General features: G+C 32.2%; 28 protein-coding genes. 12 read left to right on the top strand and 16 right to left on the bottom strand.

Translation table 11 applies throughout. The features are described from left to right. Window positions 1-37: 37 nt before the first annotated feature. The 5 genes from queG to G0Q09_RS00340 are packed head-to-tail and all read left to right on the top strand — an operon-like array spanning window position 38 to window position 3,182. Entirely contained in the window at window positions 38-985 is a 948-nt protein-coding gene (gene queG / locus G0Q09_RS00360) for a tRNA epoxyqueuosine(34) reductase QueG (RefSeq protein WP_219033608.1), read from the top strand. 60 nt (window positions 986-1,045) lie between these two features. Next, complete coding sequence (locus G0Q09_RS00355) at window positions 1,046-1,726, top strand: SH3 domain-containing protein (RefSeq protein ID WP_219033607.1); 681 nt, start codon at window positions 1,046-1,048, stop codon at window positions 1,724-1,726. Window positions 1,727-1,772: 46 nt separating this feature from the next. Next, on the top strand, window positions 1,773-2,087 hold the full coding sequence (locus G0Q09_RS00350) for a hypothetical protein (RefSeq protein ID WP_219033606.1): 315 nt from the start codon (window positions 1,773-1,775) through the stop codon (window positions 2,085-2,087). Between the two features lie 52 nt (window positions 2,088-2,139). Then, window positions 2,140-2,634, top strand: a complete 495-nt coding sequence (locus tag G0Q09_RS00345) for a hypothetical protein (RefSeq protein WP_038332097.1) — start codon at window positions 2,140-2,142, stop codon at window positions 2,632-2,634. 29 nt (window positions 2,635-2,663) lie between these two features. Next, a complete protein-coding gene (locus tag G0Q09_RS00340) occupies window positions 2,664-3,182 on the top strand; it encodes a hypothetical protein (RefSeq protein ID WP_052217554.1) in 519 nt (172 codons plus the stop codon). A 52-nt stretch (window positions 3,183-3,234) separates the two neighbouring features. Here the strand turns inward: G0Q09_RS00340 and G0Q09_RS00335 are convergent, their stop codons facing one another. After that, the gene (locus G0Q09_RS00335; protein WP_219033605.1) at window positions 3,235-4,284 is read right to left on the bottom strand and encodes an endonuclease; all 1,050 of its coding nucleotides are present in this window, start codon (window positions 4,282-4,284) and stop codon (window positions 3,235-3,237) included. 70 nt (window positions 4,285-4,354) lie between these two features. Next, the gene (locus tag G0Q09_RS00330; protein ID WP_219033604.1) at window positions 4,355-5,233 is read right to left on the bottom strand and encodes a helix-turn-helix domain-containing protein; all 879 of its coding nucleotides are present in this window, start codon (window positions 5,231-5,233) and stop codon (window positions 4,355-4,357) included. Window positions 5,234-5,429: 196 nt separating this feature from the next. On the opposite strand from G0Q09_RS00330, the gene hemA reads away from it, so the two are divergent. From hemA to hemE, 4 genes are read left to right on the top strand one after another with little or no spacing between them, the layout of a single operon-like run. Next, on the top strand, window positions 5,430-6,677 hold the full coding sequence (hemA, locus tag G0Q09_RS00325) for a glutamyl-tRNA reductase (protein WP_219033603.1): 1,248 nt from the start codon (window positions 5,430-5,432) through the stop codon (window positions 6,675-6,677). A 7-nt stretch (window positions 6,678-6,684) separates the two neighbouring features. Next, complete coding sequence (gene hemC, locus G0Q09_RS00320) at window positions 6,685-7,611, top strand: hydroxymethylbilane synthase (RefSeq protein ID WP_219033602.1); 927 nt, start codon at window positions 6,685-6,687, stop codon at window positions 7,609-7,611. Then, complete coding sequence (locus G0Q09_RS00315) at window positions 7,611-8,288, top strand: uroporphyrinogen-III synthase (RefSeq protein ID WP_181816324.1); 678 nt, start codon at window positions 7,611-7,613, stop codon at window positions 8,286-8,288. The genes hemC and G0Q09_RS00315 overlap by 1 nt, the downstream gene beginning before the upstream one ends. Then, window positions 8,275-9,303, top strand: coding sequence for a uroporphyrinogen decarboxylase (hemE, locus tag G0Q09_RS00310; protein ID WP_219033601.1), 1,029 nt, complete (start codon window positions 8,275-8,277; stop codon window positions 9,301-9,303). Before G0Q09_RS00315 ends, hemE begins: the two co-directional genes overlap by 14 nt. A gap of 43 nt (window positions 9,304-9,346) precedes the next feature. On the opposite strand, the gene G0Q09_RS00305 is transcribed toward hemE, so the two are convergent. The 4 genes from G0Q09_RS00305 to G0Q09_RS00295 form a co-directional block, all read right to left on the bottom strand. Continuing rightward, window positions 9,347-9,745: a hypothetical protein gene (locus G0Q09_RS00305; RefSeq protein WP_219033600.1), complete on the bottom strand. Its 399-nt coding sequence runs from the start codon at window positions 9,743-9,745 to the stop codon at window positions 9,347-9,349. A gap of 93 nt (window positions 9,746-9,838) precedes the next feature. Further along, window positions 9,839-10,717, bottom strand: coding sequence for an IS3 family transposase (locus G0Q09_RS00300; RefSeq protein ID WP_257467973.1), 879 nt, complete (start codon window positions 10,715-10,717; stop codon window positions 9,839-9,841). After that, window positions 10,714-11,013: a transposase gene (locus tag G0Q09_RS14890; protein WP_225540518.1), complete on the bottom strand. Its 300-nt coding sequence runs from the start codon at window positions 11,011-11,013 to the stop codon at window positions 10,714-10,716. Before G0Q09_RS14890 ends, G0Q09_RS00300 begins: the two co-directional genes overlap by 4 nt. 45 nt (window positions 11,014-11,058) lie before the next feature. Further along, window positions 11,059-11,238 (bottom strand): hypothetical protein, encoded by a 180-nt coding sequence (locus G0Q09_RS00295; RefSeq protein ID WP_219033599.1) that lies wholly within the window; start codon window positions 11,236-11,238, stop codon window positions 11,059-11,061. Between the two features lie 151 nt (window positions 11,239-11,389). Here G0Q09_RS00295 and G0Q09_RS00290 point away from each other — a divergent pair, with 151 nt between their 5' ends. Further along, window positions 11,390-12,169, top strand: a complete 780-nt coding sequence (locus G0Q09_RS00290) for a superoxide dismutase (RefSeq protein WP_257467972.1) — start codon at window positions 11,390-11,392, stop codon at window positions 12,167-12,169. Window positions 12,170-12,241: 72 nt separating this feature from the next. On the opposite strand, the gene G0Q09_RS00285 is transcribed toward G0Q09_RS00290, so the two are convergent. The 10 genes from G0Q09_RS00285 to G0Q09_RS00240 form a co-directional block, all read right to left on the bottom strand. Further along, the gene (locus G0Q09_RS00285) at window positions 12,242-12,565 is read right to left on the bottom strand and encodes a T9SS type A sorting domain-containing protein (RefSeq protein ID WP_115001418.1); all 324 of its coding nucleotides are present in this window, start codon (window positions 12,563-12,565) and stop codon (window positions 12,242-12,244) included. A gap of 140 nt (window positions 12,566-12,705) precedes the next feature. Next, on the bottom strand, window positions 12,706-13,530 hold the full coding sequence (tsf, locus tag G0Q09_RS00280) for a translation elongation factor Ts (RefSeq protein WP_219033598.1): 825 nt from the start codon (window positions 13,528-13,530) through the stop codon (window positions 12,706-12,708). A 114-nt stretch (window positions 13,531-13,644) separates the two neighbouring features. After that, window positions 13,645-14,391, bottom strand: a complete 747-nt coding sequence (rpsB, locus tag G0Q09_RS00275) for a 30S ribosomal protein S2 (RefSeq protein WP_038334479.1) — start codon at window positions 14,389-14,391, stop codon at window positions 13,645-13,647. A gap of 124 nt (window positions 14,392-14,515) precedes the next feature. Next, entirely contained in the window at window positions 14,516-14,902 is a 387-nt protein-coding gene (gene rpsI / locus G0Q09_RS00270) for a 30S ribosomal protein S9 (protein ID WP_038334481.1), read from the bottom strand. 9 nt (window positions 14,903-14,911) lie between these two features. Next, window positions 14,912-15,367, bottom strand: a complete 456-nt coding sequence (gene rplM, locus G0Q09_RS00265; protein ID WP_038334665.1) for a 50S ribosomal protein L13 — start codon at window positions 15,365-15,367, stop codon at window positions 14,912-14,914. A gap of 334 nt (window positions 15,368-15,701) precedes the next feature. Continuing rightward, window positions 15,702-16,562 carry a fumarylacetoacetate hydrolase family protein gene (locus G0Q09_RS00260; RefSeq protein ID WP_125348772.1) on the bottom strand — a complete coding sequence of 287 codons (861 nt, stop codon included), beginning with the start codon at window positions 16,560-16,562 and terminating at the stop codon, window positions 15,702-15,704. A gap of 123 nt (window positions 16,563-16,685) precedes the next feature. Continuing rightward, window positions 16,686-17,825 (bottom strand): acyl-CoA dehydrogenase family protein, encoded by a 1,140-nt coding sequence (locus G0Q09_RS00255; RefSeq protein WP_219033597.1) that lies wholly within the window; start codon window positions 17,823-17,825, stop codon window positions 16,686-16,688. 52 nt (window positions 17,826-17,877) lie between these two features. Next, the gene (gene porT, locus G0Q09_RS00250; protein WP_038334485.1) at window positions 17,878-18,678 is read right to left on the bottom strand and encodes a type IX secretion/gliding motility protein PorT/SprT; all 801 of its coding nucleotides are present in this window, start codon (window positions 18,676-18,678) and stop codon (window positions 17,878-17,880) included. A gap of 26 nt (window positions 18,679-18,704) precedes the next feature. Further along, window positions 18,705-19,445 (bottom strand): bifunctional demethylmenaquinone methyltransferase/2-methoxy-6-polyprenyl-1,4-benzoquinol methylase UbiE, encoded by a 741-nt coding sequence (gene ubiE, locus G0Q09_RS00245; RefSeq protein WP_038334486.1) that lies wholly within the window; start codon window positions 19,443-19,445, stop codon window positions 18,705-18,707. A 25-nt stretch (window positions 19,446-19,470) separates the two neighbouring features. Next, the gene (locus G0Q09_RS00240) at window positions 19,471-20,034 is read right to left on the bottom strand and encodes a hypothetical protein (RefSeq protein WP_038334487.1); all 564 of its coding nucleotides are present in this window, start codon (window positions 20,032-20,034) and stop codon (window positions 19,471-19,473) included. A gap of 123 nt (window positions 20,035-20,157) precedes the next feature. Here G0Q09_RS00240 and G0Q09_RS00235 point away from each other — a divergent pair, with 123 nt between their 5' ends. Together G0Q09_RS00235 and aroC are read left to right on the top strand one after the other, a co-directional pair. Continuing rightward, on the top strand, window positions 20,158-21,231 hold the full coding sequence (locus tag G0Q09_RS00235; RefSeq protein ID WP_038334667.1) for a 3-oxoacyl-ACP synthase III family protein: 1,074 nt from the start codon (window positions 20,158-20,160) through the stop codon (window positions 21,229-21,231). A 23-nt stretch (window positions 21,232-21,254) separates the two neighbouring features. Beyond that, on the top strand, window positions 21,255-22,313 hold the full coding sequence (aroC, locus tag G0Q09_RS00230; protein ID WP_115001405.1) for a chorismate synthase: 1,059 nt from the start codon (window positions 21,255-21,257) through the stop codon (window positions 22,311-22,313). The last annotated feature ends 42 nt before the right edge of the window (window positions 22,314-22,355 follow it).

Below are 22,355 nucleotides of genomic sequence, written 5' to 3'. Positions count from 1 at the left end.
ATATAATAATTATAAATTCATAATTACGAATTAACTAATGCATCTTCCAACAGAAGAACATATCAAAATAAAATGGTCCCATCGAATCAAAGAAAAAGCTGAAGCGTTGGGATTTATTTCTTGTGGTATAGCAAAGGCTGATTTTTTGGAAGAAGAAGCACCTCATTTAGAAGCTTGGTTGAAGAATGATTTTCATGGTGAAATGCAGTATATGGAAAATCATTTTGATATGCGATTGGATCCTCGAATTTTGGTCGAAGGAGCAAAATCTGTAATTTCGTTGGCGTATAATTATTACCAAAATTTAGATCGAAATCCAAATTCTTACAAGGTTGCGATGTATGCGCAAGGCGAAGATTATCATTTTGTCGTGAAGGAAAAAGTACGCGAATTATTAGATTTTATTCAAGAAGAAATAGGAGAAGTGAACGGAAGAGCTTTTACCGATTCAGCACCAATTCTGGAACATGCTTGGGCTAGAAAAGCTGGAATTGGTTGGGTAGGAAAAAATTCGTTAACATTGTCTAAACAAAAAGGCTCATTTTTCTTTTTATCCGAATTAATTATTGATTTGGATTTAGCTTATGATTCTCCAATTGAAACTGATCATTGTGGAAAATGTACGCGTTGTATTGATGCTTGCCCAACTGAGGCAATCTTACCCAATAAAACAGTGAACGGAAGTCAGTGTATTTCGTATTTTACAATTGAATTGAAAGATCAAATTCCGACCGAAATGAAAGGAAAATTTGATGATTGGATTTTTGGTTGTGATCTTTGCCAAGAAGTTTGTCCATGGAATCGTTTTTCGTTGCCAACGAAAGAAACTCGTTTTGTTGGTCATAAGAAAATTAATCAATTCTCGAAGAAAGATTGGGAAGAAATTACAGAGGATGTTTTTCGAGAAATTTTTAAGAAATCACCTGTAAAACGTACAAAATTTGATGGTTTGAAAAGAAATATCGATTTTGTAAAATCACTATAATTCGTGAAAATTTTTGGTTTAGATTTTGTTAGCTTTACTTCAAGAAAATCGAATCAAAAAATGAAAAAAAGTTTATTCATTCTTACTACTTTTTTAGGCTATTTTGTGCAAGCTCAATTTGGGATTGTGCAAGATAAAGATGGTTTTGCAAATGTGAGAGATGATAAAAATATTTCGTCTAAAATTGTTGCTAAAGTCAATTCAAATTCAATTTATCCAATTGATTCTGATGAAGAAAACTCGAAATGGTATTTAGTTGAATATCAGCCTGAAAAAGCTGGTTTTGTTTACTATGATCGAATCAAAAAGTTAGAAGATTTTGAAACTATTTCACCAACTTCAGTCAATGATTCTAAAATAGAATTTTCGGTTGCTGATTATACCATTCAGCTCGAAACGCAAGAATTTAATTCGAAAAAACATAAAATTTTCAAGGAAGGTGATTTTGTTTATGCGATTGATGAAAAAGATTTTCTTGGTTCGGACGGAATGATTCCTCAAACAGAATTCAAATCGTTTAAAATATCATTCAAAGGAAAAGAAATTATCATTCCAAAAGAATATTTTATCAATTTATATAATGCGAATTTATCAGCAACAAAACTTACTTACAATAAAGAGTTAAATCAATATTATTTGTTCGGTACATATAGCGATGGAGCTGGTGTTTATGATGCACTTTGGGTTTTGGATAATGGAAAAATTGTAAAACATATTGCTCAAATTAATGCTTATGCTTAGTCGATTTTTTTCAATTTTAGGGTGCTTCTTGCTATTCACTTCGATAATGTTTGCTCAAAAAGTAACGACTTCCAAATTTGGAGATATTTCGTACGAAATGAAGCAAAAACAAGTTGCAGCTTTAACACCAAATCAATTAGCTCTTTATGATGTAAATAATGCAGAAATGCCTGAACAGGACATTGAGTTGAATGGAATTAAATATCATATTTCGTACTATAAAAATTTGAAAACAAAACAATTCGAAGTATGTATGGTTTCGTCTGTCAGCTCTAAACTTTTGACTTTATCAGGAATAAAAGTTGGAAGTTCGTTGGACGATTTATGGAAAGTGTACAAAAAATATGATATTTCGGTGTAAGATATTTTTGAAGATGATGAGACAGAATCGGGATATTTAAACAATAAAATTTATGAGGATTAAAATAACTTTATTAGGATTTTTCTTGCTTTCGGTTGTTGGATTTGGTCAGATTTCTACAACACGAATGAATGAACTGAAAATTGGTATGCGTCCGTTCGAAGTGTTGAAATTGTTAGGTGAAGAAATTGCTGCAATTGTTGATGAAGGAGAAACGAATGTCACCCTAAAAGGGATTGATTATACAATCGAAATAAGAAGTGGTTATTTGAGTAAAACAGAAAATGACACCTATTTAAGTTCTATTTCTACAACAAGTAAAAATATCAAAACTTTGTCTGGAATTGGAATTGGTAGTACGTTGGAGGATTTGTGGAAAGCTTATTCGTCAAAATATAATGTGTTTTTGGATAAATCGAATAATAATAACAGAGAATTTAGAATTGATGATAGAGAAAATGGTGTTATATTGACTTTTTCTTTGAAAAATGAAATTGTAACAACAATAAGATTGAGTTCTTATAACCCAGAAGAATGTACACTTTAAAATAATGATTAAAACCTAAATACATAAAAATGAAAAAAATATTTTTTATAGCTGCTTTTGTAGCTGGAATAGCTTTGCAAGCGCAAGTTTCTACAACTCGTATTAATGACGTAAAACTTGGAATGAAATTGTCTGAATTAGAAAAATTAACTGGACAAAAATTCAAAATAAAATTGAATGAATATGGTTATCCTGATGGTGATGTAACAATTGTCTCTAAAGGAGTAACATATAAAGTTGGATTGACAACAAATGGTGAGGAGACAGCAGGTTCTTCTACTTTAACTGTATATAGTGTAAAGTCTTCGGATTCTAGTCTTAAAACATTATCTGGAATTAAAATTGGCTCATCTTTGGATGAGTTAATTAATAAATATAAAAATCTGAATATTTCTATTTTCGATGGTTATGATGATAAAACGGATAAAAGAACAAAAGCTTTTCGTTATTTTAATGTTGAAGATTATGATAATGGATCGATTCTACAATTTTATTTAGTGAATGATAAAGTAGTTTCTTTCGATGTAATGTATAATGAAGGTTGTTAAAATGAATAAACAAAAAATTCCAACTCTTAGAGTTGGAATTTTTTGTTTAAAATTATTTCTTAATCACTTTTTTTGTGACGATGTTTCCATCTTTTAGGTGAATAGATAAAATATACATTCCAGCTGGATAATTTTTCAAATTAACTTCCGAACCTAATTCAATTCCAAGTAAACGACCGTTAAAATCATATAAATTCACATAATCAAAATTCTTAGCATTAATCTTTACTTTGTCTGTTGTTGGATTAGGAAAAACTTCTACAAGCGTTTGTTGATAATTGTAATCGTTCGCAGATAATTCAGTCCAAGTATTTTCGGCTTTATCTCCTCCCCAAATCAACGTTGCTAAATACGGATTATCAATAAATGGATTTCGACTTCCTTGTGTTTCGGCAATAATTTCGTTTCGCACTTTCTCAAATTCAGATACTTTATCCTGCACATTCCATTTCAAGAACATATCCGGCATTCTGTCATCATTACTGGTTGTTTTGTTGTACGCAACTAATTGAGGATCTGTTTCCATTCCGTAATGTACATACATATACATAATAATACGTGCAACGTCACCAGTCCATTCGTCACCGGGATAAAAACCACCATTTATTAATTTAGCCTGACCAGTTACGTCTTGTGTCCACTTTTCGCGGTAAGCATTGTTACTTCTTGTAGAATTGATTTGTCTGTCGACTGCGCGTAAGTTATGTGCATCTGTACCTGTTCCCGGATATCTCGTGTCTAAAACAGGATTTGCCAATGATTTAGGAAAAACATGTTCACGTTCCCATTTTCCGTTTGCGTTTCCGCCTGTATTGTTTTTATTATTCACATCGCGCGTACGTTGTTCTGAATAAATGGTAGAGTTATCTGTAAAACCATAGATTAACAAAACTCGGCCTTGAGAATCTAAATCTAAGTCAGATTTATCTAAAATATTCCAAACACCCGGCGTATAGCTTACAGCATGATGAGTTGCATTAATTAAATTATGCAATTCTTCTTTTATAGCTTTTCCATTTTGTTTAAAATCTATCCCTTCATAATAAGCTGGCTGTTGGGCAAAAGCGGCAAAAGGAAATAAAAGGAGTAAAAGTTTTCTCATAATTATTTATAAATATTTGACAAAAATAAGTATTTATAAATGATATTAAGATTAACAATTCTTAAATTTTTTACTGAAATTGTTTAATGTATTGTTTAGGTGTCAAGCCGTATTTTTTCTTAAATGCTGATATAAAATGAGATGGATTTTCGTAACCAATTTCAAACGAGATATCTTTTACCATTTGTTGATTTTCTTCTAATTTATGCAACGCATATTCCAGTTTTTTATCCAATAAATAACCATAAACAGTTGTTCCATAAAGTTCTTTGAAACCTTCTTTCAGATGATATTCCGAGATCGAAAATTTTTCGCAAAGTTGTTTGATGGTTGGAGGATTTTTAAAATCAGCTAATAAATAATCTTTGATTTCTTTGATTCGTTTTCCTTCATTTTCATCATTCAAGAAAGGACAATGCTCAGTTTGATTTTCGATTTCAGAAAAATAAAGCGTGAACAATTCGTACATTTTTCCATTCAAAAATAAATTTTGAAATTGTGGAGAAAGTTTCATTTGTTCAATTTGATTCAAAACTAATTTTATCGCTGGCCCAATTTCGCGTTCAATATAAAATTTCTCTTGCGTCATGCTCGAAATCAAATTATTCTGAATTTGATATTCTGCAAACAATTGATGTAATTTATGAATAGACAAAACCACAATATAAACCTTACTTTCTGCATTTATATTTAACGATAATGGAATATCTAATGTTGGATAATAAAACAAAAAACTTTTTCCTTCGTTCAAATTGATTTTATAAATACCATTATTAAAATTAAATGTCAGCGAACCTTTTGTACAAAAATAGAATTGTATATAACGCTTGTCAATTCCTTTCAGAATCGTGTCTGTAGAAGCTGTAAAGTTGTCTATTTGAGCGATAAATACGTCTGTTGACAATTTATACTCGTTAATTTTACTTTTATGGGTATTTTTTAAATCCATTTCGAATGATGAGGTTTGTCATATAAAAAACGTGATAATTGTCAACTTCGCTCTTTATAATGGTTTACATACAAATATAAACCTTTAATTTATAATTATTCTAAAAAAGCAAACTTTAATTTTTAGCGTTATTTTTTCTTTTTAAAGTTATTTTTCGAAGACTTTTGAAACTACTTTTGTATCAGTATTTGAAGAAATGGCAATTAGAGGTAATAAAACGGAAGAAAATTTTTACGTAATCGGAATCAGTTATGAAAAAGCTGACGCCATTACACGTGGTAAATTTACATTTTTCCCGGAACAAGTTGAAACGTTTACGCAAGATTCTAAAACGAATGGATTAGAAAACTTTTTTATTGTATCAACTTGTAATCGTACTGAATTTTATGGTTTTGCAGAAAACGAAGATCAAATCGTTGAGCAATATTGTAAATACACAGAAGGTAATGCAGATGAATTCCGTCAATTTATGATGGTAAAAGAAGGAGAAGAAGCGATTACACATTTATTCCGTGTTTCGTCGGGATTAGAAAGTCAGATTTTAGGTGATTTTGATATCATCGGACAAATCAAAATTTGGTTTTCTCGTTTCAAAAAACAAGGTGCATCAAATGCTTTTTTAGAGCGTTTGGTAAATACTGCGATTCAAATTAGTAAAAAAGTGAAGAACGAAACTTTCTTAAGTAACGGTTCTGCTTCGGTTGCATATTCAGCGGTTAATTTTATTCAAGCAACGCAAGGAAACTTAGTTGACAAAAATATTTTGTTGTACGGAATTGGTAAAATTGGTCGTAATACGTGTGCTAATTTGGTCAAACATTATCCAAATACAAACATTACGCTAATCAATCGTACAAAAGAAAAGGCAGAAATTCTTGGACTGAAATACGATATTACCGTAAAAGATCACAGCGAATTAAAAGAAGAATTACAAAAAACAGATATTCTAATTGTTGCAACGGGAGCAAGTAATTACACGATTACAGAAGAAATGATTCCGTTCGATAAGGAAATGACGATTATTGATATGTCAGTTCCAGAAAATGTAATTCATACATTGGCTGCTCGCGAATCTATTCAATTGGTAAATGTGGACGGATTATCTAAAATGGTAGATGATACGATTGCGCAACGTCGCAATGCAATTCCAGAAGCTTTGGCAATTATAGAGGAGCATTCTACAGAGTTTTACGAATGGTTAGAAACCAGAGAATTGGTTCCAGCTATTCAATCTTTCAAAGATAGATTAGACTTTTTTCAGAGTTTTGCTTTAAATAATTTGAAAAAAGATAATGTAAACATTGACGAAAATGAAACGATTTTAACTGAAAAAGTAATTCAGAAAATTACAAATCAGTTTGCTTCTTATTTGATTGAAAATAAAGAAAATGCAGACGAAACAATTCAGTTAATCGAAAAAATGTTTCATTTAAAACAAGCTTAATACAATCATGAAAATAATAAAAATTGGTACACGTCAAAGTCCGTTAGCACTTTGGCAAGCCAATAAAGTTGCTTCTATTCTTGAGGCAAAAGGTCATCCAACAGAAATCGTTCCGATTACTTCTGAAGGTGATGCAAATCTAAAACAACCCATTTATTCATTAGGTTTAACAGGTGTTTTTACGCGTTCATTGGACATTGCTTTGTTGAATGATCAAGTAGATATTGCGGTTCATTCGTTGAAAGATGTTCCAACTGTTTTACCAGAAACATTAGAGTTGATTGCGTATCCAGAACGTGCAAGTTCTGCGGATATTTTGGTGTACAAATCGGAAGATATTTTCGAGAAAAAACATCGTGTTATCGCTACTGGATCTTTGCGTCGTAAAGCATTTTGGAATCATAAATATCCAAATGATACGATTGTAGATTTACGTGGAAATGTGCAATTACGTCTGAAAAAGTTGCAAGATAATGCAGATTGGGACGGAGCTGTTTTTGCTTTTGCAGGTTTGGATCGTTCAGAAATTTTAGATGAATTGGCAGAAAAAGGTCTTCATTATAAAGTGATTGATTGGATGATTGCTGCACCATCACAAGGAATTTTAGGAATTGTAGCCAAAGAAGGTTTTGATTTGAGTGATATTAATAATCCGCAATGTGAACTTTTTGCAACAGTAGAACGTCAATTTTTGAATGTTTTAGAAGGTGGTTGTACAGCGCCAATTGGTGCGTTAGTTGAGAAAATTGATGAAGAAAATTACTCCTTCAAAGGAGCAATTTTAACCATTGATGGACAAGAAATGATTTCAATCGAAAGACAATTCAAAGCAGATGAATATTTGACGAAAGGTCGCGAATTTGCTGAAGAATGTATTGCACAAGGTGCAGCAAAAATGATTGAACAAATAAAAAAAGAAATCGGAACGAAATAGTGCGAACGAAGGTTTTATTCACGAAGTTAATTTCTTCTGAATTGCTTGAAAAAGAATTTGGAACTGATGTTGAGGTGGTTTGTAAACCAACTTTACAAATCGATTTGACTTCGAAAAATGAAATTTATGCACAGATTGATGAATCCGTTCATCAGTTTATCGTGACGAGTCAAAATACTGTAAATGCCATTCAAGATTTGGAATTGAATGGTCATTTTTTTGTTGTTGGAAAAAAAACGGCAGAAAAACTAAAAGCGCAAAACAGAGATGTTGTGTTGGTTGAAGATTATGCAGAAGATTTAGCTTCGAAATTAATTTCAGGAAATTATTCTCCGAAATGGAATTTCTTATGTGGTTCTTCCCGTCGAGATTTGTTGGTGAATGAATTATCAAAAGCAAATCACGAAGTCAATCAAATTATAACATATCAATCAGGGCAAATTGTTTATCAATTAAATGAAACATTTGATGTGTATGCTTTTTTTAGTCCGTTGTCATTCAAAGCGTTTCATCAACAAAATGAAATTTCAGAAAGTTCGCGTATTTTTACAATCGGAAATACAACAACTTCTGCGATAGAAGAAGTTTATCCAAATCATGAAATTATAACTGCGCAAACACCATTGGTGGAAGTAGTTATTGAAAATATAAAAAAATACATCAATGATAAAAAATGATTTGCTTTTAAAAGCATTGAGAGGTGAGGAGGTAGAGCGTCCGCCAGTGTGGATGATGCGTCAAGCAGGACGTTATTTACCAGAGTTTATCGAATTGAGAGATAAATATGATTTCTTTACACGTTGTCAAACGCCAGAGTTAGCGGCTGAAATTACAGTTCAACCAATTCGTCGTTTTCCGTTAGATGCAGCAATTATCTTTTCAGATATTTTGGTTGTGCCACAAGCAATGGGAATGAATTTCGAGATGAAACCTGGTGTTGGTCCTTGGTTAGAGAATCCTATTCGTACAGCTCAAGATGTAGAAAAAGTTTATATTCCTGATGTTGAAGAAGAGTTAGGATACGTTTATGCAGCGATGGATATTACAAAGAAAGAGTTGGACAATAAAATTCCGTTGATTGGTTTTGCAGGTTCGCCTTGGACATTGTTGTGTTATGCAGTGGAAGGTCGTGGTTCTAAATCTTTTGATCAAGCGAAAGGTTTTTGTTTCCAAAATCCAGTTGCAGCACACCAATTATTAGAAAAAATTACACAAACAACGATTCAATATTTGTTGAAAAAAGTGGAACATGGTGCAAATGTGATTCAGATTTTTGATTCTTGGGGTGGAATGTTATCGCCAAAAGATTATGATGAATTTTCTTGGAAATACATCGAGCAAATTGTAAACGAAGTTTCTAAAGTAGTTCCTGTAACTGTTTTTGCAAAAGGTTGTTGGTTTGCTTTAGAGAAAATGGCAGATTCTAAAGCATCTGCTTTGGGTGTTGATTGGACGATTACGCCACAATTAGCGCGTGAGTTTACAGGTTTCAAAAAGACGTTACAAGGTAACTTTGATCCTTCTCGTTTGTTATCGCCACCAGAAACTATTCAGCAAATGGTAAAAGAAATGATTGACGATTTTGGTCCGTATAAATATATTGCCAATTTAGGTCACGGAATTTTACCAAATATTCCAGTTGAAAATGCACAAGCTTTTATAGAAGCTGTTGTAGATTATAAAAGAGATTAAGAAACTCGATATAACAAGAAAACCTTCCGAATGGAAGGTTTTTTTATTTTATGGTCTTTTTTGCTTCGGTCCAATAATTGATTTGATTAAAAATAAATAATGAAATAGTAATCATATCAGATACAATTTCTACTTTTTCTTGATGTGAATAATTTTCGAAATTACCTATCTCTACACGAAATTTTACATTTTCAATATTAGGAAAGGTTTTTATTCTTTCTAAATGTTCGTTACTAAAATGAATAAAGCCACAGTATTTTTTGTATAAAATTTTTATTTCTGGAAATTTTTTTGAAATTTGTTCAACTAAATAAGCATCATTGAAATTCTTTTTTAAAATGCTATCGCGGAATTTTCTGATTTCTTTTCCGTCTAATATATAATCAATATAACTATCGTCTTTAGCAACTAGGATAGAATTATATCTAATTAGATTATCCATTTGTATTCTAATTAGATGAGTTGCAGAGTAAAAATTATTTTCTTGAAATAATAATCTAAAACCTGGATATGCAAACAAAAATAGGAGTATTAGTTAAGCTACATTTTTATAACTAATTTTTTGTTGATTAAATTCTTCAATCGTTTTATAATTTAAGGCACTATGCCTTCTTTTTTTATTGTAAAATATTTCGATGTATTGAAATATTTCCAATTCCATTTGTTGTTTATTTATGAGTTTATTTCCATAAATCAATTCTGTTTTCAGTGTTTTAAAGAAACTCTCTGCCACAGCGTTATCCCAGCAATTTCCTTTACGCGACATACTTCTAATAACATGATGAGATTCTAGCATATTAGCAAATTTATTGTTGGCATATTGAACTCCTCGATCTGAATGAAAAATCAATCCTTTTTCTATCTTTCTGTTTGCTAAAGCGACTTTCCAGGCTGATAAACTTGTTTTTTCAGTGCTCATTTCATCGTACAAACTCCAACCAATAACCTTGCGATCGTACAAATCAAGAACAATTGTTAAATACAAAAATCCTTCAATTGTTCTGATGTAAGTGATGTCAGAAACCCATTTTTGGGCAGGTTTAGTGCTTTCGAAATCTCTATCAAGAATATTTTCTACAACCAAATAATTATGTTTAGAATCTGTTGTGATTTTAAATTTCTTGCTCAATTTACTTCTAATTCCAAGTTCTCTCATGTATTTTGAAACTGTAATTCGAGATATTTTAAATCCTAAATTATTTAATTCTGCTGTAATTCTTGGACTACCGTAACGTTGCTTTGAATCAAAATAAATCGTTAAAATACGTTGTTTCAGCTCTTCTTTTTTATGAAATCTAACAGAAAACGGACACTTTTTCCATCTAAAATAACTGCTTTGACTGATTTTTAAAACTTTACACATTTTTTCAATCGGATAAATAATTTCATGATTTTTGATGAATTGATATTTCAACGACCGCTCTTGGAAAAAATGCTGATCGCCTTTTTTAGGATGTCTCGTTCAAGTTCAGCATCCTTCAGTTTTCGCTCTAAATCGTGAATTTTTTCCTGCTCTGCAGTGAGTTTAAGATTTCCTTTACCTGGAAAACTTCCTGTACCAAATTCAGCATATTCTTTGCGCCATTTATATAGTAAACTAACTGTTATACCTAATTCTCTGGCTAATTCTGATATGTTTTTTCGCTCAAAACTTAATTCAACCGCTTGGAGTTTAAAATCGCTTGGATAAATTTTACGGATTCTTTTCATATATTAAAATTAAGGTTTTATGCTTAACTTTTACTCCCAACTAAGTTAGTATATCCAACCTTCATTAATTGACATAGCTCTATTTAAAATACTAAGAGCAATAAAATCAACTTTCATAGCTTTATATTTAAAAATTTCTTTAGCCAAATTTTTATAATCTTCAGTTAATAAATATAATTTATCAACTAGATCATTTAATTCTTCTTTATTAATTTCAATATCCATGAATCAAATATACAAACAAATTACCTTTATTGATTTAGATGATAATCTCCATTTTAACAGAAAATTAAAAGAAATCAATTTTATATTCGATAGTTTTAGTATATTTTAGTAGAAATATTAATATCATAAGTAAACTACATAAAAGAATAAGATGAAAAAGGGTATATTTTTGATGTCAGTTTTGGGTGTTCTTTTCTTTGTTCAGTCATGCGAAACGAAGAAAGAAAATGCTGACTCAACAACTAAAGAAGTTGTAAAACAAGATACAGTGCAAGCTGTTGCAGAGCCTGTTGGAAATCCTACAGATGTTAAAGCTGACCCAGGAACTTTCCAAATTAAACCTTTGAAATATGGTTACGATGAATTGAACGAATACATTGATGCAAAAACAATGGAAGTTCATTTCTCTAAACATTATTTAGGATACATCAACAAATTGAATACAGCGCTAAAAGAAGCAAATATCAAATCGAATGATATTGTAGATATTTTGAAAAAAATGGATATGAATAATGCTGCTTTACGCAACAATGCTGGTGGATATTACAATCACATGCTATATTTTGATATTATGTCTCCAACGCCACAGAAAGCCCCTACAGGAGATCTTAAAGCGAAGATTGAAGCAACATTTGGTTCTACAGAAGAATTAATCAAACAATTGGACGAAGCGGGTTCTAAACGTTTTGGTTCTGGTTGGGCTTGGTTGGTTGTGAAAGCGGACGGAAGTTTGGCGGTTACAAGTACAGCAAATCAAGATAATCCATTGATGCCAGGAGCAGAGATCGCAGGAACGCCAATTTTAGGAATTGATGTTTGGGAACATGCTTACTATTTAAAATACCAAAACAAACGCGATGATTATTTGAAAGCGTTTAACAATGTTTTGGATTGGAAACAAGTTGAAGATAATTACAAGAAAGCGAAATAAACTTTCGGGTAACGATATAAAAAAAGCTTCTCAAATTTTTGAGAAGCTTTTTTGTTTTATATATGAATAATCTTAATTCTTAATCAAGGATTGTGTTTCTGTTGTTCCATCTTCATTAAAAACGCGAACAATGTATTTTCCTTTTTTCAAACTTTGTACGTTAAAGTTTGCTTTCTGGCTTCCGTCTAATTTTTTATTCATCACTTCATTTCCAATAATCGAATATATCGATACCGAACTTGCTTTCGATGGATTATCAAATTTTATTGTAAACGTAGAACTCGCAGGATTTGGATAAATACTAACAGAGCCTTTATCCTGATCAAATCTCGACTGAGCTGAAGCAGATGTTATGGTGAATAAAAATATAGTTATAAATAGTATAAAGTGTTTCATATGCTTGTAATCCTAACAAATATAAAAATAAATAATTATAAAACAAACATTTCAAAATATATACCAAACAAAAAAGTGATGCTAAAATTTAGCATCACTTTAAGATATATAATAAAAATTATAAACTTATTATAAGCTTATTATAAGCTGTAACGGATAAATCCAGTTACTTTCAAGTCAGCGTTAACAGCTTTAACGATATCTTGAACAGAAGTTTTTCCGTCTTTGATTGACGCTTGGTGAACTAATGTATTCTCTTTGAAGAATTTTTGTAATTTACCTTGAGCGATGTTTTCAATCATGTTTTCTGGTTTACCTTCTGCAACTAAAGTTTCTCTAGCGATAGATAATTCAGTGTCAATTACAGATTGAGCAACAGAAGTTTCATCTAATGCTACTGGGTTCATAGCAGCAACTTGCATAGCAACGTCACGAGCTACTTCAGAAGCACCTTCTACGTTAGCAGATAAAGAAACTACAGCACCAATTTTGTTACCAGCGTGGATGTAAGAATTAACGATAGCACCTTCGATAGCTTGGAAAGTACCAATTTCGATTTTTTCTCCAATAACACCTGTTTGCTCAGTTAATTTTTCACCAACTGTAATTCCTGCGAATGGTAAAGCTAATAATTCTTCTTTAGAGTTAACTGTCAAAGCTAAATCAGCGATTTCGTTAGCCATAGCAACGAAAGCTTCATTTTTAGCAACGAAGTCAGTCTCACAGTTCAAAGCGATAACGATACCTTTAGTTTGGTCAGCGTTAACTTTAGCGATAACTGCACCTTCTGTAGAATCACGGTCAGCTCTTTTAGCAGCTACTTTTTGTCCTTGTTTACGTAAAACTTCTACAGCTTTATCGAAATCTCCACCAGCTTCTTCTAAAGCTTTTTTAGAATCCATCATTCCCGCACCAGTTGCGTTTCTTAATTTACTTACCTCAGCGGCTGTTGCTTTGTAGCTCATAGTAATATTTTTATTTTGTTTCTTAATATTTTAAATAAAAGTAGCTCGTACACCACAAAGTGGTGTAGGAGCTACAAGGTATATTATATCGATGAATTGATCATCAAGTTAATGTTAAGCTTCTTTTGTTTCAGCTCCTTCTTCTTTACCTTCTTTTGCTTTTTCTTTTTCTGCTTTACGTGTAGATAAACCAGCTTTGATAGAATCAGCTACTGTAGATAAGATGATATCGATAGATTTAGAAGCATCATCATTTGCAGGGATTGGGAAATCTACTTGACGAGGGTCAGTATTTGTATCAACCATTGCAAAGATTGGAATACCCAATTTTTGAGCTTCTGCTACAGCGATGTGCTCACGTACGATATCTACAATAAATACTGCAGATGGTAAACGTGTCATATCAGCGATAGAACCTAAGTTTTTCTCTAAAGATGCTCTTTGACGATCAACTTGTAATCTTTCTTTTTTAGATAGTGTTTCAAACGTACCGTCTTTTTTCATACGATCGATTGAATTCATTTTTTTAACTGCTTTACGGATAGTAACAAAGTTAGTTAACATCCCACCAGGCCAACGTTCTGTAATATAAGGCATGTTGATTTCTTCAGCATGCTTAGCTACAACATCTTTTGCTTGTTTTTTAGTTGCAACAAAAAGAACTTTACGTCCAGATGCAGCAATTTTTCCTAAAGCTTCAGATGCTTCATCTAATTTCACTGCAGTTTTGTGAAGATCGATGATGTGGATTCCGTTTTTCTCCATAAAAATATAAGGAGCCATAGCCGGATTCCATTTTCTTGTTAAGTGACCAAAGTGCACACCAGCACCTAATAAGTCCTTTACATTTACTTTTGCCATTTTCTTTTTTTTAGTTTACGTTCCGTTATCTCAACAAGCAACAAACAAGTGGTCGAAAAATTCTAGCCTTATTTGTTTAGATGCTAAACCAACGGAAAATGGATTTTTTAATGAATTGAATAAATTAACGTTTAGAGAATTGGAATTTCTTACGCGCTTTCTTTTGACCGAATTTTTTACGTTCAACCATACGTGGGTCACGTGTTAATAACCCTTCTGGTTTTAATTGTAAACGAAAATCTGCGTCAACTTCACATAAAGCTCTAGAAATTGCTAAACGAATTGCTTCAGCTTGACCAGTGATTCCACCACCAAATACTTTGATATCTACATTGTATTTCTCTTTTGTACCAGTGATTAAAAATGGTTGTTCTACTTTGTATTGTAATACTGCCGTAGGGAAGTAGATTGCTAACTCGCGCCCGTTAATGAAGATTTCTCCATTACCTTCTTGTAAGTATACACGAGCAACAGATGTTTTTCTACGTCCGATTTTATGAACTATTGCCATGGAATTAGATTATAAATATTCGTTAATATCGATTTGTTTTGGTTGTTGAGCTTCGTGATTGTGCTCAGTACCAACAAATACATGTAAATTAGTCAATAATTTACTACCTAATTTATTTTTAGGTAACATTCCTTTTACTGACTTTTCGATTAAGCGTACAGGATCTTTTGCAAAAACTTCTTTCGCAGTTAAAGATCTTTGTCCACCTGGGTAACCTGTGTGACGGATGTATAATTTGTCATCCCATTTGTTACCTGTTAATTGAATTTTGTCAGCGTTTAAAACAATTACATAATCTCCACAATCTGCATGAGGAGTGAAGTTTGTTTTGTGCTTACCTCTGATAAGCTTCGCAACACCTGACGCTAAACGACCTAATGATAAGTCAGAAGCGTCCACAACTACCCATTCTTTCTGAGCAGTTTCTTTGTTGGCTGATGAAGTTTTGTAACTTAACGTGTCCACTATCTTGATTTTTAATATTTTATAAATTACCGACAATCCGATCGGGGTGCAAATGTACAAAATGATTCTGTTTTCCCAAAAGATTTTAGGAATTATTCGTCATTTTGATGGATTTGTACCATTTAGATGGTTGTCAAAACGTTTGCAAAATTACGTTAATTAATTGAATATCCAATATTTTTTTCGAATTAGACGTTCTATTTAATCGATTGATTGTATGAAAAAGAATTCGTTTTATTGTTTAATCAATTAAGTATGACGCTAAACAAAATTTAAAAACCGTGCAATTCAAAATTTAAATTGCACGGTTTTTTTTATTGTAAGATATCTTATTTTAACCTCTTGAGAAAGGTAAAATAGTTTGAGTTGTAGAACCTAAACCTTCAATTCCATATTCGATAACATCTCCTGGTTTTAGCCAAACTTGAGGTGTTTTTCCCATTCCTGATCCTGCAGGTGAACCTGTAGAAATAATATCTCCAGGTAAGAAAGACATAAATTGAGATAGGTAAGAAATTAATTTAGGAATGCGGTAAATAAAATCACTTGTATTACCATCTTGCATTAATTCTCCGTTTAATTTTAACCAAACACGTAAATTATTTACATCCTCGATTTCGTCTTTTGTTGCAATAAAAGGTCCAACAGGTGCAAATGTATCACATCCTTTTCCTTTGTCCCAAGTTCCTCCACGTTCTGTTTGGAAAGCACGCTCAGAAATATCATTAATTAAGGCATAACCATATACGTGATTCATTGCCTCTTCTTCCGTTACATTATTTGCTTTTTCACCAATAATAATACAAAGTTCTGTTTCCCAGTCCATTTTTGTAGAACCATTTGGTTGCATAATTCCGTCTTCTGGTCCGTTAAACGATTGATTAGCTTTGATAAACATAATCGGTTCTGCTTGTTGTTGTAAACCTGTTTCTTTTACGTGATCATCAAAGTTAAGACCTACACAAACAATTTTTCCTGGGCGAGTTAAAGGTGTACCAATACGTACATCATCTTCAACTAATGGCAAGCTGTTAATGTTAAGCTCGATATATTTTTGTAAAGTTTCTTGTTTTTCTGTATTTCCAAAAAAATCATCATCATAAATAATTCCTGATGCTGAAACATCGAATTTTTTCTCATCGATGATTACACCTGATTTCTCCTGACCTTTTGGTCCGAATCTAAAAATTTTCATCTTCTTTATATTTTTTCCGCCACAAATATACGACGTATTGTTTTTTGATTAAATAAATAAAAAAAGACATCTGTCATTAACAGATGTCTTATAAAGATAAAAAATAATTATATTTATTTAAAATTATTTAGCAATTCCTCTCGAAATTACAATTTTTTGAATTTCTGATGTTCCTTCGTAAATCTGAGTAATTTTTGCATCGCGCATCATACGTTCTACATGATACTCGCGAACATAACCATTTCCTCCATGAATTTGAACGGCTTCCGAAGCAACTTCGTTCGCTGTTTTAGAAGCAAATAGTTTTGCCATTGCACCAGAAATAGAAATGTCTTTTCCCTCATCTTTCTCAACCGCAGCTTTAAAACATAACATACGAGCAGCTGTAATATTAGTTGCCATATCTGCTAATTTGAATGCAACAGCTTGGTGATTGATGATTTCTGTTTTGAAGGCTTTACGAATTTTTGCATAATCTAACGCTAATTCATAAGCACCTTGTGCAATTCCTAAAGCTTGAGAAGCGATACCAATACGTCCTCCGTTTAAGACATTCATTGCGAAAGCAAATCCAAATCCGTCTTCACCAATACGGTTTTCTTTTGGCACTTTAACATCATTAAAGAACAATGAATGTGTGTCAGAACCACGGATTCCCATTTTTTGTTCTTTTGGTCCAATTTCGAAACCTGCCCATCCTTTTTCTACGATGAAAGCATTGATTCCTTTGTGACCTTTTTCTGGATCAGTTTGAGCGATTACTAAATAAGTAGAAGCTGTTCCACCATTCGTAATCCAGTTTTTTGTACCATTTAATAAATAGTAATCTCCCATATCTACCGCAGTAGTTTTTTGAGAAGTCGCATCAGAACCAGCATCTGGTTCAGATAAACAAAATGCTCCAATCACTTGACCAGAAGCTAATGGTACTAAATATTTTTGTTTTTGATCTTCGTTACAATATTTTTCCATACCAGCACAAACCAAAGAGTTGTTAACTGACATGACAACAGCAGCAGAAGCATCAACTTTAGCGATTTCTTCCATTGCAATGACATAAGAAACGCTATCTAAACCAGATCCTCCGTATTTTGGGTCAACCATCATACCTAAGAATCCAAGTTCTCCCATTTTTTTTACTGCATCAGTTGGGAAAGTAGATGTTTCGTCGCGTTCGATAACTCCTGGTAATAATTCGGCTTTAGCGAAATCACGAGCAGCTTCTTGAATCATTAATTGTTCTTCCGATAATTGAAAATTCATGTGATTATATTATTTATGGTTTTTATTATTTTATGATTATGACTTTAAATTTTTATTCAAATTTTAGAGAAAAAACAAATGCTCTGGTTGATAATGAATTCAAACTTCCTGTCCAATAAGGATCTGTAGAAGGTTTATCAGGAACAATTTCATTATTAAAGAAGAACATACCTTTTAGGGCTGGTGTAAGTTTAAATCGTTTGAAATAAATTTCAACACCAATTTCTGCTTGCCAGTTAAAGTTATTCGTTGTAGTTCTGAAAACTCCAGTAGCGTTATCGTCTTCTTTATTTTCGTTCGATTGTAAATTCATTAGATAACCCAAACCTCCTTGAATATATGGACGTGTATTGAACCAACGATCTCCGTGAAAGTTAAGTAACAATGGAATTTCGATATAAGTAGATTTTACTTCGCGTTTTACATTAGAATCTTCTAAATCTCCTTCGTAAGTACCAGTTGATGTTCCAGCTAAAGGGGCGTTACGAAAATGTAAAATACGTTGTGCAAAATGCAATCCTGGTTCAGACTTTAAGTCGATGTAATCATTCACACGCATTTTAGCGATTAATCCAACAGAGAAACCAGCTTTACTTTCTTGATCTAAATAAACTAAACCGTGTTCATTTACTCCATCATCTTCTGGAATTTGAGGAGCTCCAGGGACAGGGTTAGTTTGTGCTTTAGGAACAATCTTGTAACTCATCATATTAGTTCCCAAGAAATATCCAAAACTAAATTTTTTCTGATCAGTTTCAGTTCTGTTTTCGCTTCTGTCATTATTAGGGCGAAACTGTGCATTTGCAATGCTAGCAACAGTTAACGATAATGCGATGATTAGATTTTTTCTCATAGACTTTCAACGAATAACAAGCAAATTTATTTTATACTTTTATAAATGCTTGCAATACCAAAAGTAAGTTTTTTATCAATAGGTTGTGTAAATTTTACACTTTTCAGAATGTTTTTCATTTCTTCTCCATGTGGAAAAGCACGAACTGAATCTGGTAAATAGGTATAAGCACTTTGATCTTTCGAAACCATTTTACCAATTGCAGGTAAAATATTTTTAGAATAAAATGTGTACAACTGTTTCATTGGAAAAGCTGTAGGATAAGAAAATTCTAAAATAACGAAAGTTCCTCCAGGTCTTAAAACACGATTAATTTCTGCTAAACCTTTCTCTAAGTTTTCAAAATTACGAACACCAAAAGAAACGGTCACACAGTCAAAAGTGTTATCAGGAAAAGGTAAATTTTCCGAATCACCTTGCACCATTTCGATACGATTTTCTAATCCAGCTTCTTTTACTTTTTTGCGACCAACTTCCAACATTCCGTTAGATAAGTCTAATCCAGTAATTTTTGCATCGGTATTTTTACCCATCATAATCGCTAAATCTCCTGTTCCAGTCGCGATATCTAAAATCGTTTTTGGTTGAGAAGCTTTTACCATTTTGATAACATCTTTTCGCCATTGAATGTCGATTCCCATTGATAAAACACGGTTTAATAAATCGTATTTTGGCGAAATATTATCGAACATTTGCTCGACTTGTTTCTTTTTATTTAGATCTGATGCTTCGTAAGGAGTTACTGCATCGTGTTGATGATTTGCCATTTTGTAAAGTTATAAAATCTAAATCTTATTCGTAATTCTCGAAATAAAATTGTTTAAAATCTTCTTTGTTAAATATTTTCGATAAATCAGTTGCTTTCTCGCTTCCACTACTTTTTATGAACATTTTAGGATAATCTTGATCGATGTTATAGTAAAAGTTTTCGATGTATAATTGAGAAGATTTTTCGATAATTCCGTGATAAATCTTGTTATCTATTGCAATATTGTTTGATAAAAAGATAGAATCTTTGTTTTTTCTAACACCATAAGGTCGTGTAAATGTATAATATTCTTGATGCGTTGGATTTATAAAACCATTTGCTCTCGTAATATCTACAACTGTATCTACATTTTTGTTATTAAAACTATAAACGATATGCGCTTTTCCTTTTTTCAAGTCTACTCTTGCATTTTGTTGCGGTGCAATTGTAAAATCTTTATCGTTAATTTTGATTGTCAAGGTTTTGTTTGATGGATTATCAATCACATACCCATCTTTTTTGCTTAGAAAAGTGTTATAAATAACAACGATTAAAGCAGCTAATCCACAGACGATTAAAAGACCAATTAATGAAGGATTTTTTTTCATGCTGCTAAATTAAATATACTTTATTAATTTCGGTATGAGTTATTACATATTTTTCATGACTATTTTAATGAAATGTGTAACTTTGTCGCTATTATTTTTTTATTAAAATTGAACAATATTAATATGATAAACTCTGTAATTACAGGTTCTGGACACTATTTACCGAATAGAATTGTTACGAACGAAGATTTTGTTAACCACGAATTTTATGACGAAAGTGGAAATCGTTTGGATAAAACTGGTGAAGAAATTACGCGTAAATTTGAGGAAATTACAGAAATCAGAGAAAGAAGATATGTAGAAGATGATTTATTAAATTCTGATATCGCAACTTTTGCTGCTAAAAAAGCAATTGAAGAATCTGGTGTTAATCCAGAAGAATTAGATTATATAATCGTTGGGCACAACTTTGGAGATATTGATCCTGTTGGTCATCAAATTGATATCATGCCGTCAATTTCGGCAAAAGTAAAACACAATTTAGGAATCAAAAACCTAAAATGTAAGCCTTATGATATGACATTTGGTTGTCCAGGTTGGATAGAATCATTGATTTTAGGACATCAATTTATTCAAGCAAATATTGCAAAGAAAGTTTTGGTAATCGGTTCTGATACGTTATCTCGTGCTGTAGATCCGCATGATCGTTCTGCGATGATTTTTGCAGATGGAGCAGGAGCAGTTGTTTTGGAAGCGAAAGAAGCTGATTATAAATATGGAATCATCAATCACGAAACGTTAAGTTATACAGGTGATGAATTGGCTTACTTGACAAATGGACGTTCTGCAAATCCAGATTATAAAGGTTCAATCAAAACAATTAATATGAAAGGTCGTAAAGTTTACGAATTCGTATTAAAAAATGTTCCGCCAGCAATTAAAGAATTGTTAGATGAAACAAATTTATCAATTACCGATATTGATAAAATTTTATTGCACCAAGCAAATGCAAAAATGGATCATGCAATGATAGAGCGTTTATACAAATTATATGGTGTAGCTGTACCAGAAAAAATTGATCCAATGACAGTTCAATTCTTAGGAAATACATCTGTAGCAACGGTTCCTACAATGTTTGATTTAATCAAAAAAGGAGAATTAGCTCCTCATCAATTTCACGCAAATGATAAAATTATTTTAGCTTCTGTTGGAGCTACAATGAATGTTAATGCAGTGATTTATCAATTCGAAAAATAAAAACAAAAAACACATATACTATTGTGAATACATTCGGAAGACTATTTAAAATTTCAACTTTTGGCGAAAGTCATGGTGTAGCGATTGGAGGTGTAATTGATGGCGTTCCAAGTGGAATCGAATTAGATTTTGATTGGATACAAGCGCAATTAGATCGTCGTAAACCAGGACAATCTGCAATTGTGACACAACGAAAAGAACCAGATACAGTACAATTTCTTTCAGGTATTTTTGAAGGAAAAACAACAGGTGCTTCTATCGGGTTTATTATTCCGAATGATAATCAAAAATCTCACGATTACGATCATATAAAAGACGTTTTTCGTCCTTCTCATGCCGATTTTACATACGAAACCAAATATGGTGTTCGCGATCATAGAGGTGGAGGAAGAACTTCTGCGCGAGAAACGGCTAATTGGGTTGTTGGTGGTGCTGTTGCAAAACATGTGATTCCAAATATCAATATTACAGCTTATGTAAGCGGAGTAGGTGAGTTGAAGTTGGATAATGATTATTCTACATTAGATTTTTCTAAAATTGAAGAAACGGCAGTTCGTTGTCCAGATCTAGAAATGGCAGAAAAAATGATTAATCGTATCAAAGAAATTCGCAAAGAAGGTGATACAATTGGAGGTGAAGTAACTTGTGTTATTCAAAATGTGCCAGTTGGTTTAGGTGAACCAATTTTTGATAAATTGCATGCACGTTTAGGACAGGCGATGATGTCGATAAATGCCGTAAAAGGTTTTGAATACGGCGAAGGTTTTGCTTCTACATCGATGAAAGGTTCAGAAATGAATGATCAATTCAACCAAGATGGAACAACAAGAACCAATTATTCTGGAGGAATACAAGGTGGAGTTTCAAATGGAATGGATATTTATTTTAAAGTTGCTTTCAAGCCAGTTGCGACATTAATGCAAGAACAAACAACGTTGAATGCAGATGGCAAAATGGTAGAAATGCATGGAAAAGGTCGTCACGATCCTTGTGTTGTTCCAAGAGCCGTTCCTATTGTAGAAAGTTTAGCTGCGATGGTTTTGGCTGATATGTTGCTGATACAACGAACAAGAAATATATAAACAAAAAACTCCAACCTTTAAAGTTGGAGTTTTTTGTTATTG

Origin of the sequence: Empedobacter falsenii (assembly GCF_019308355.1) — a bacterium.
GTDB lineage: Bacteria > Bacteroidota > Bacteroidia > Flavobacteriales > Weeksellaceae > Empedobacter > Empedobacter falsenii_B.
Note: the sequence above shows the minus strand (reverse complement) of the source record. Positions and strands in the feature narration are given on the sequence as shown.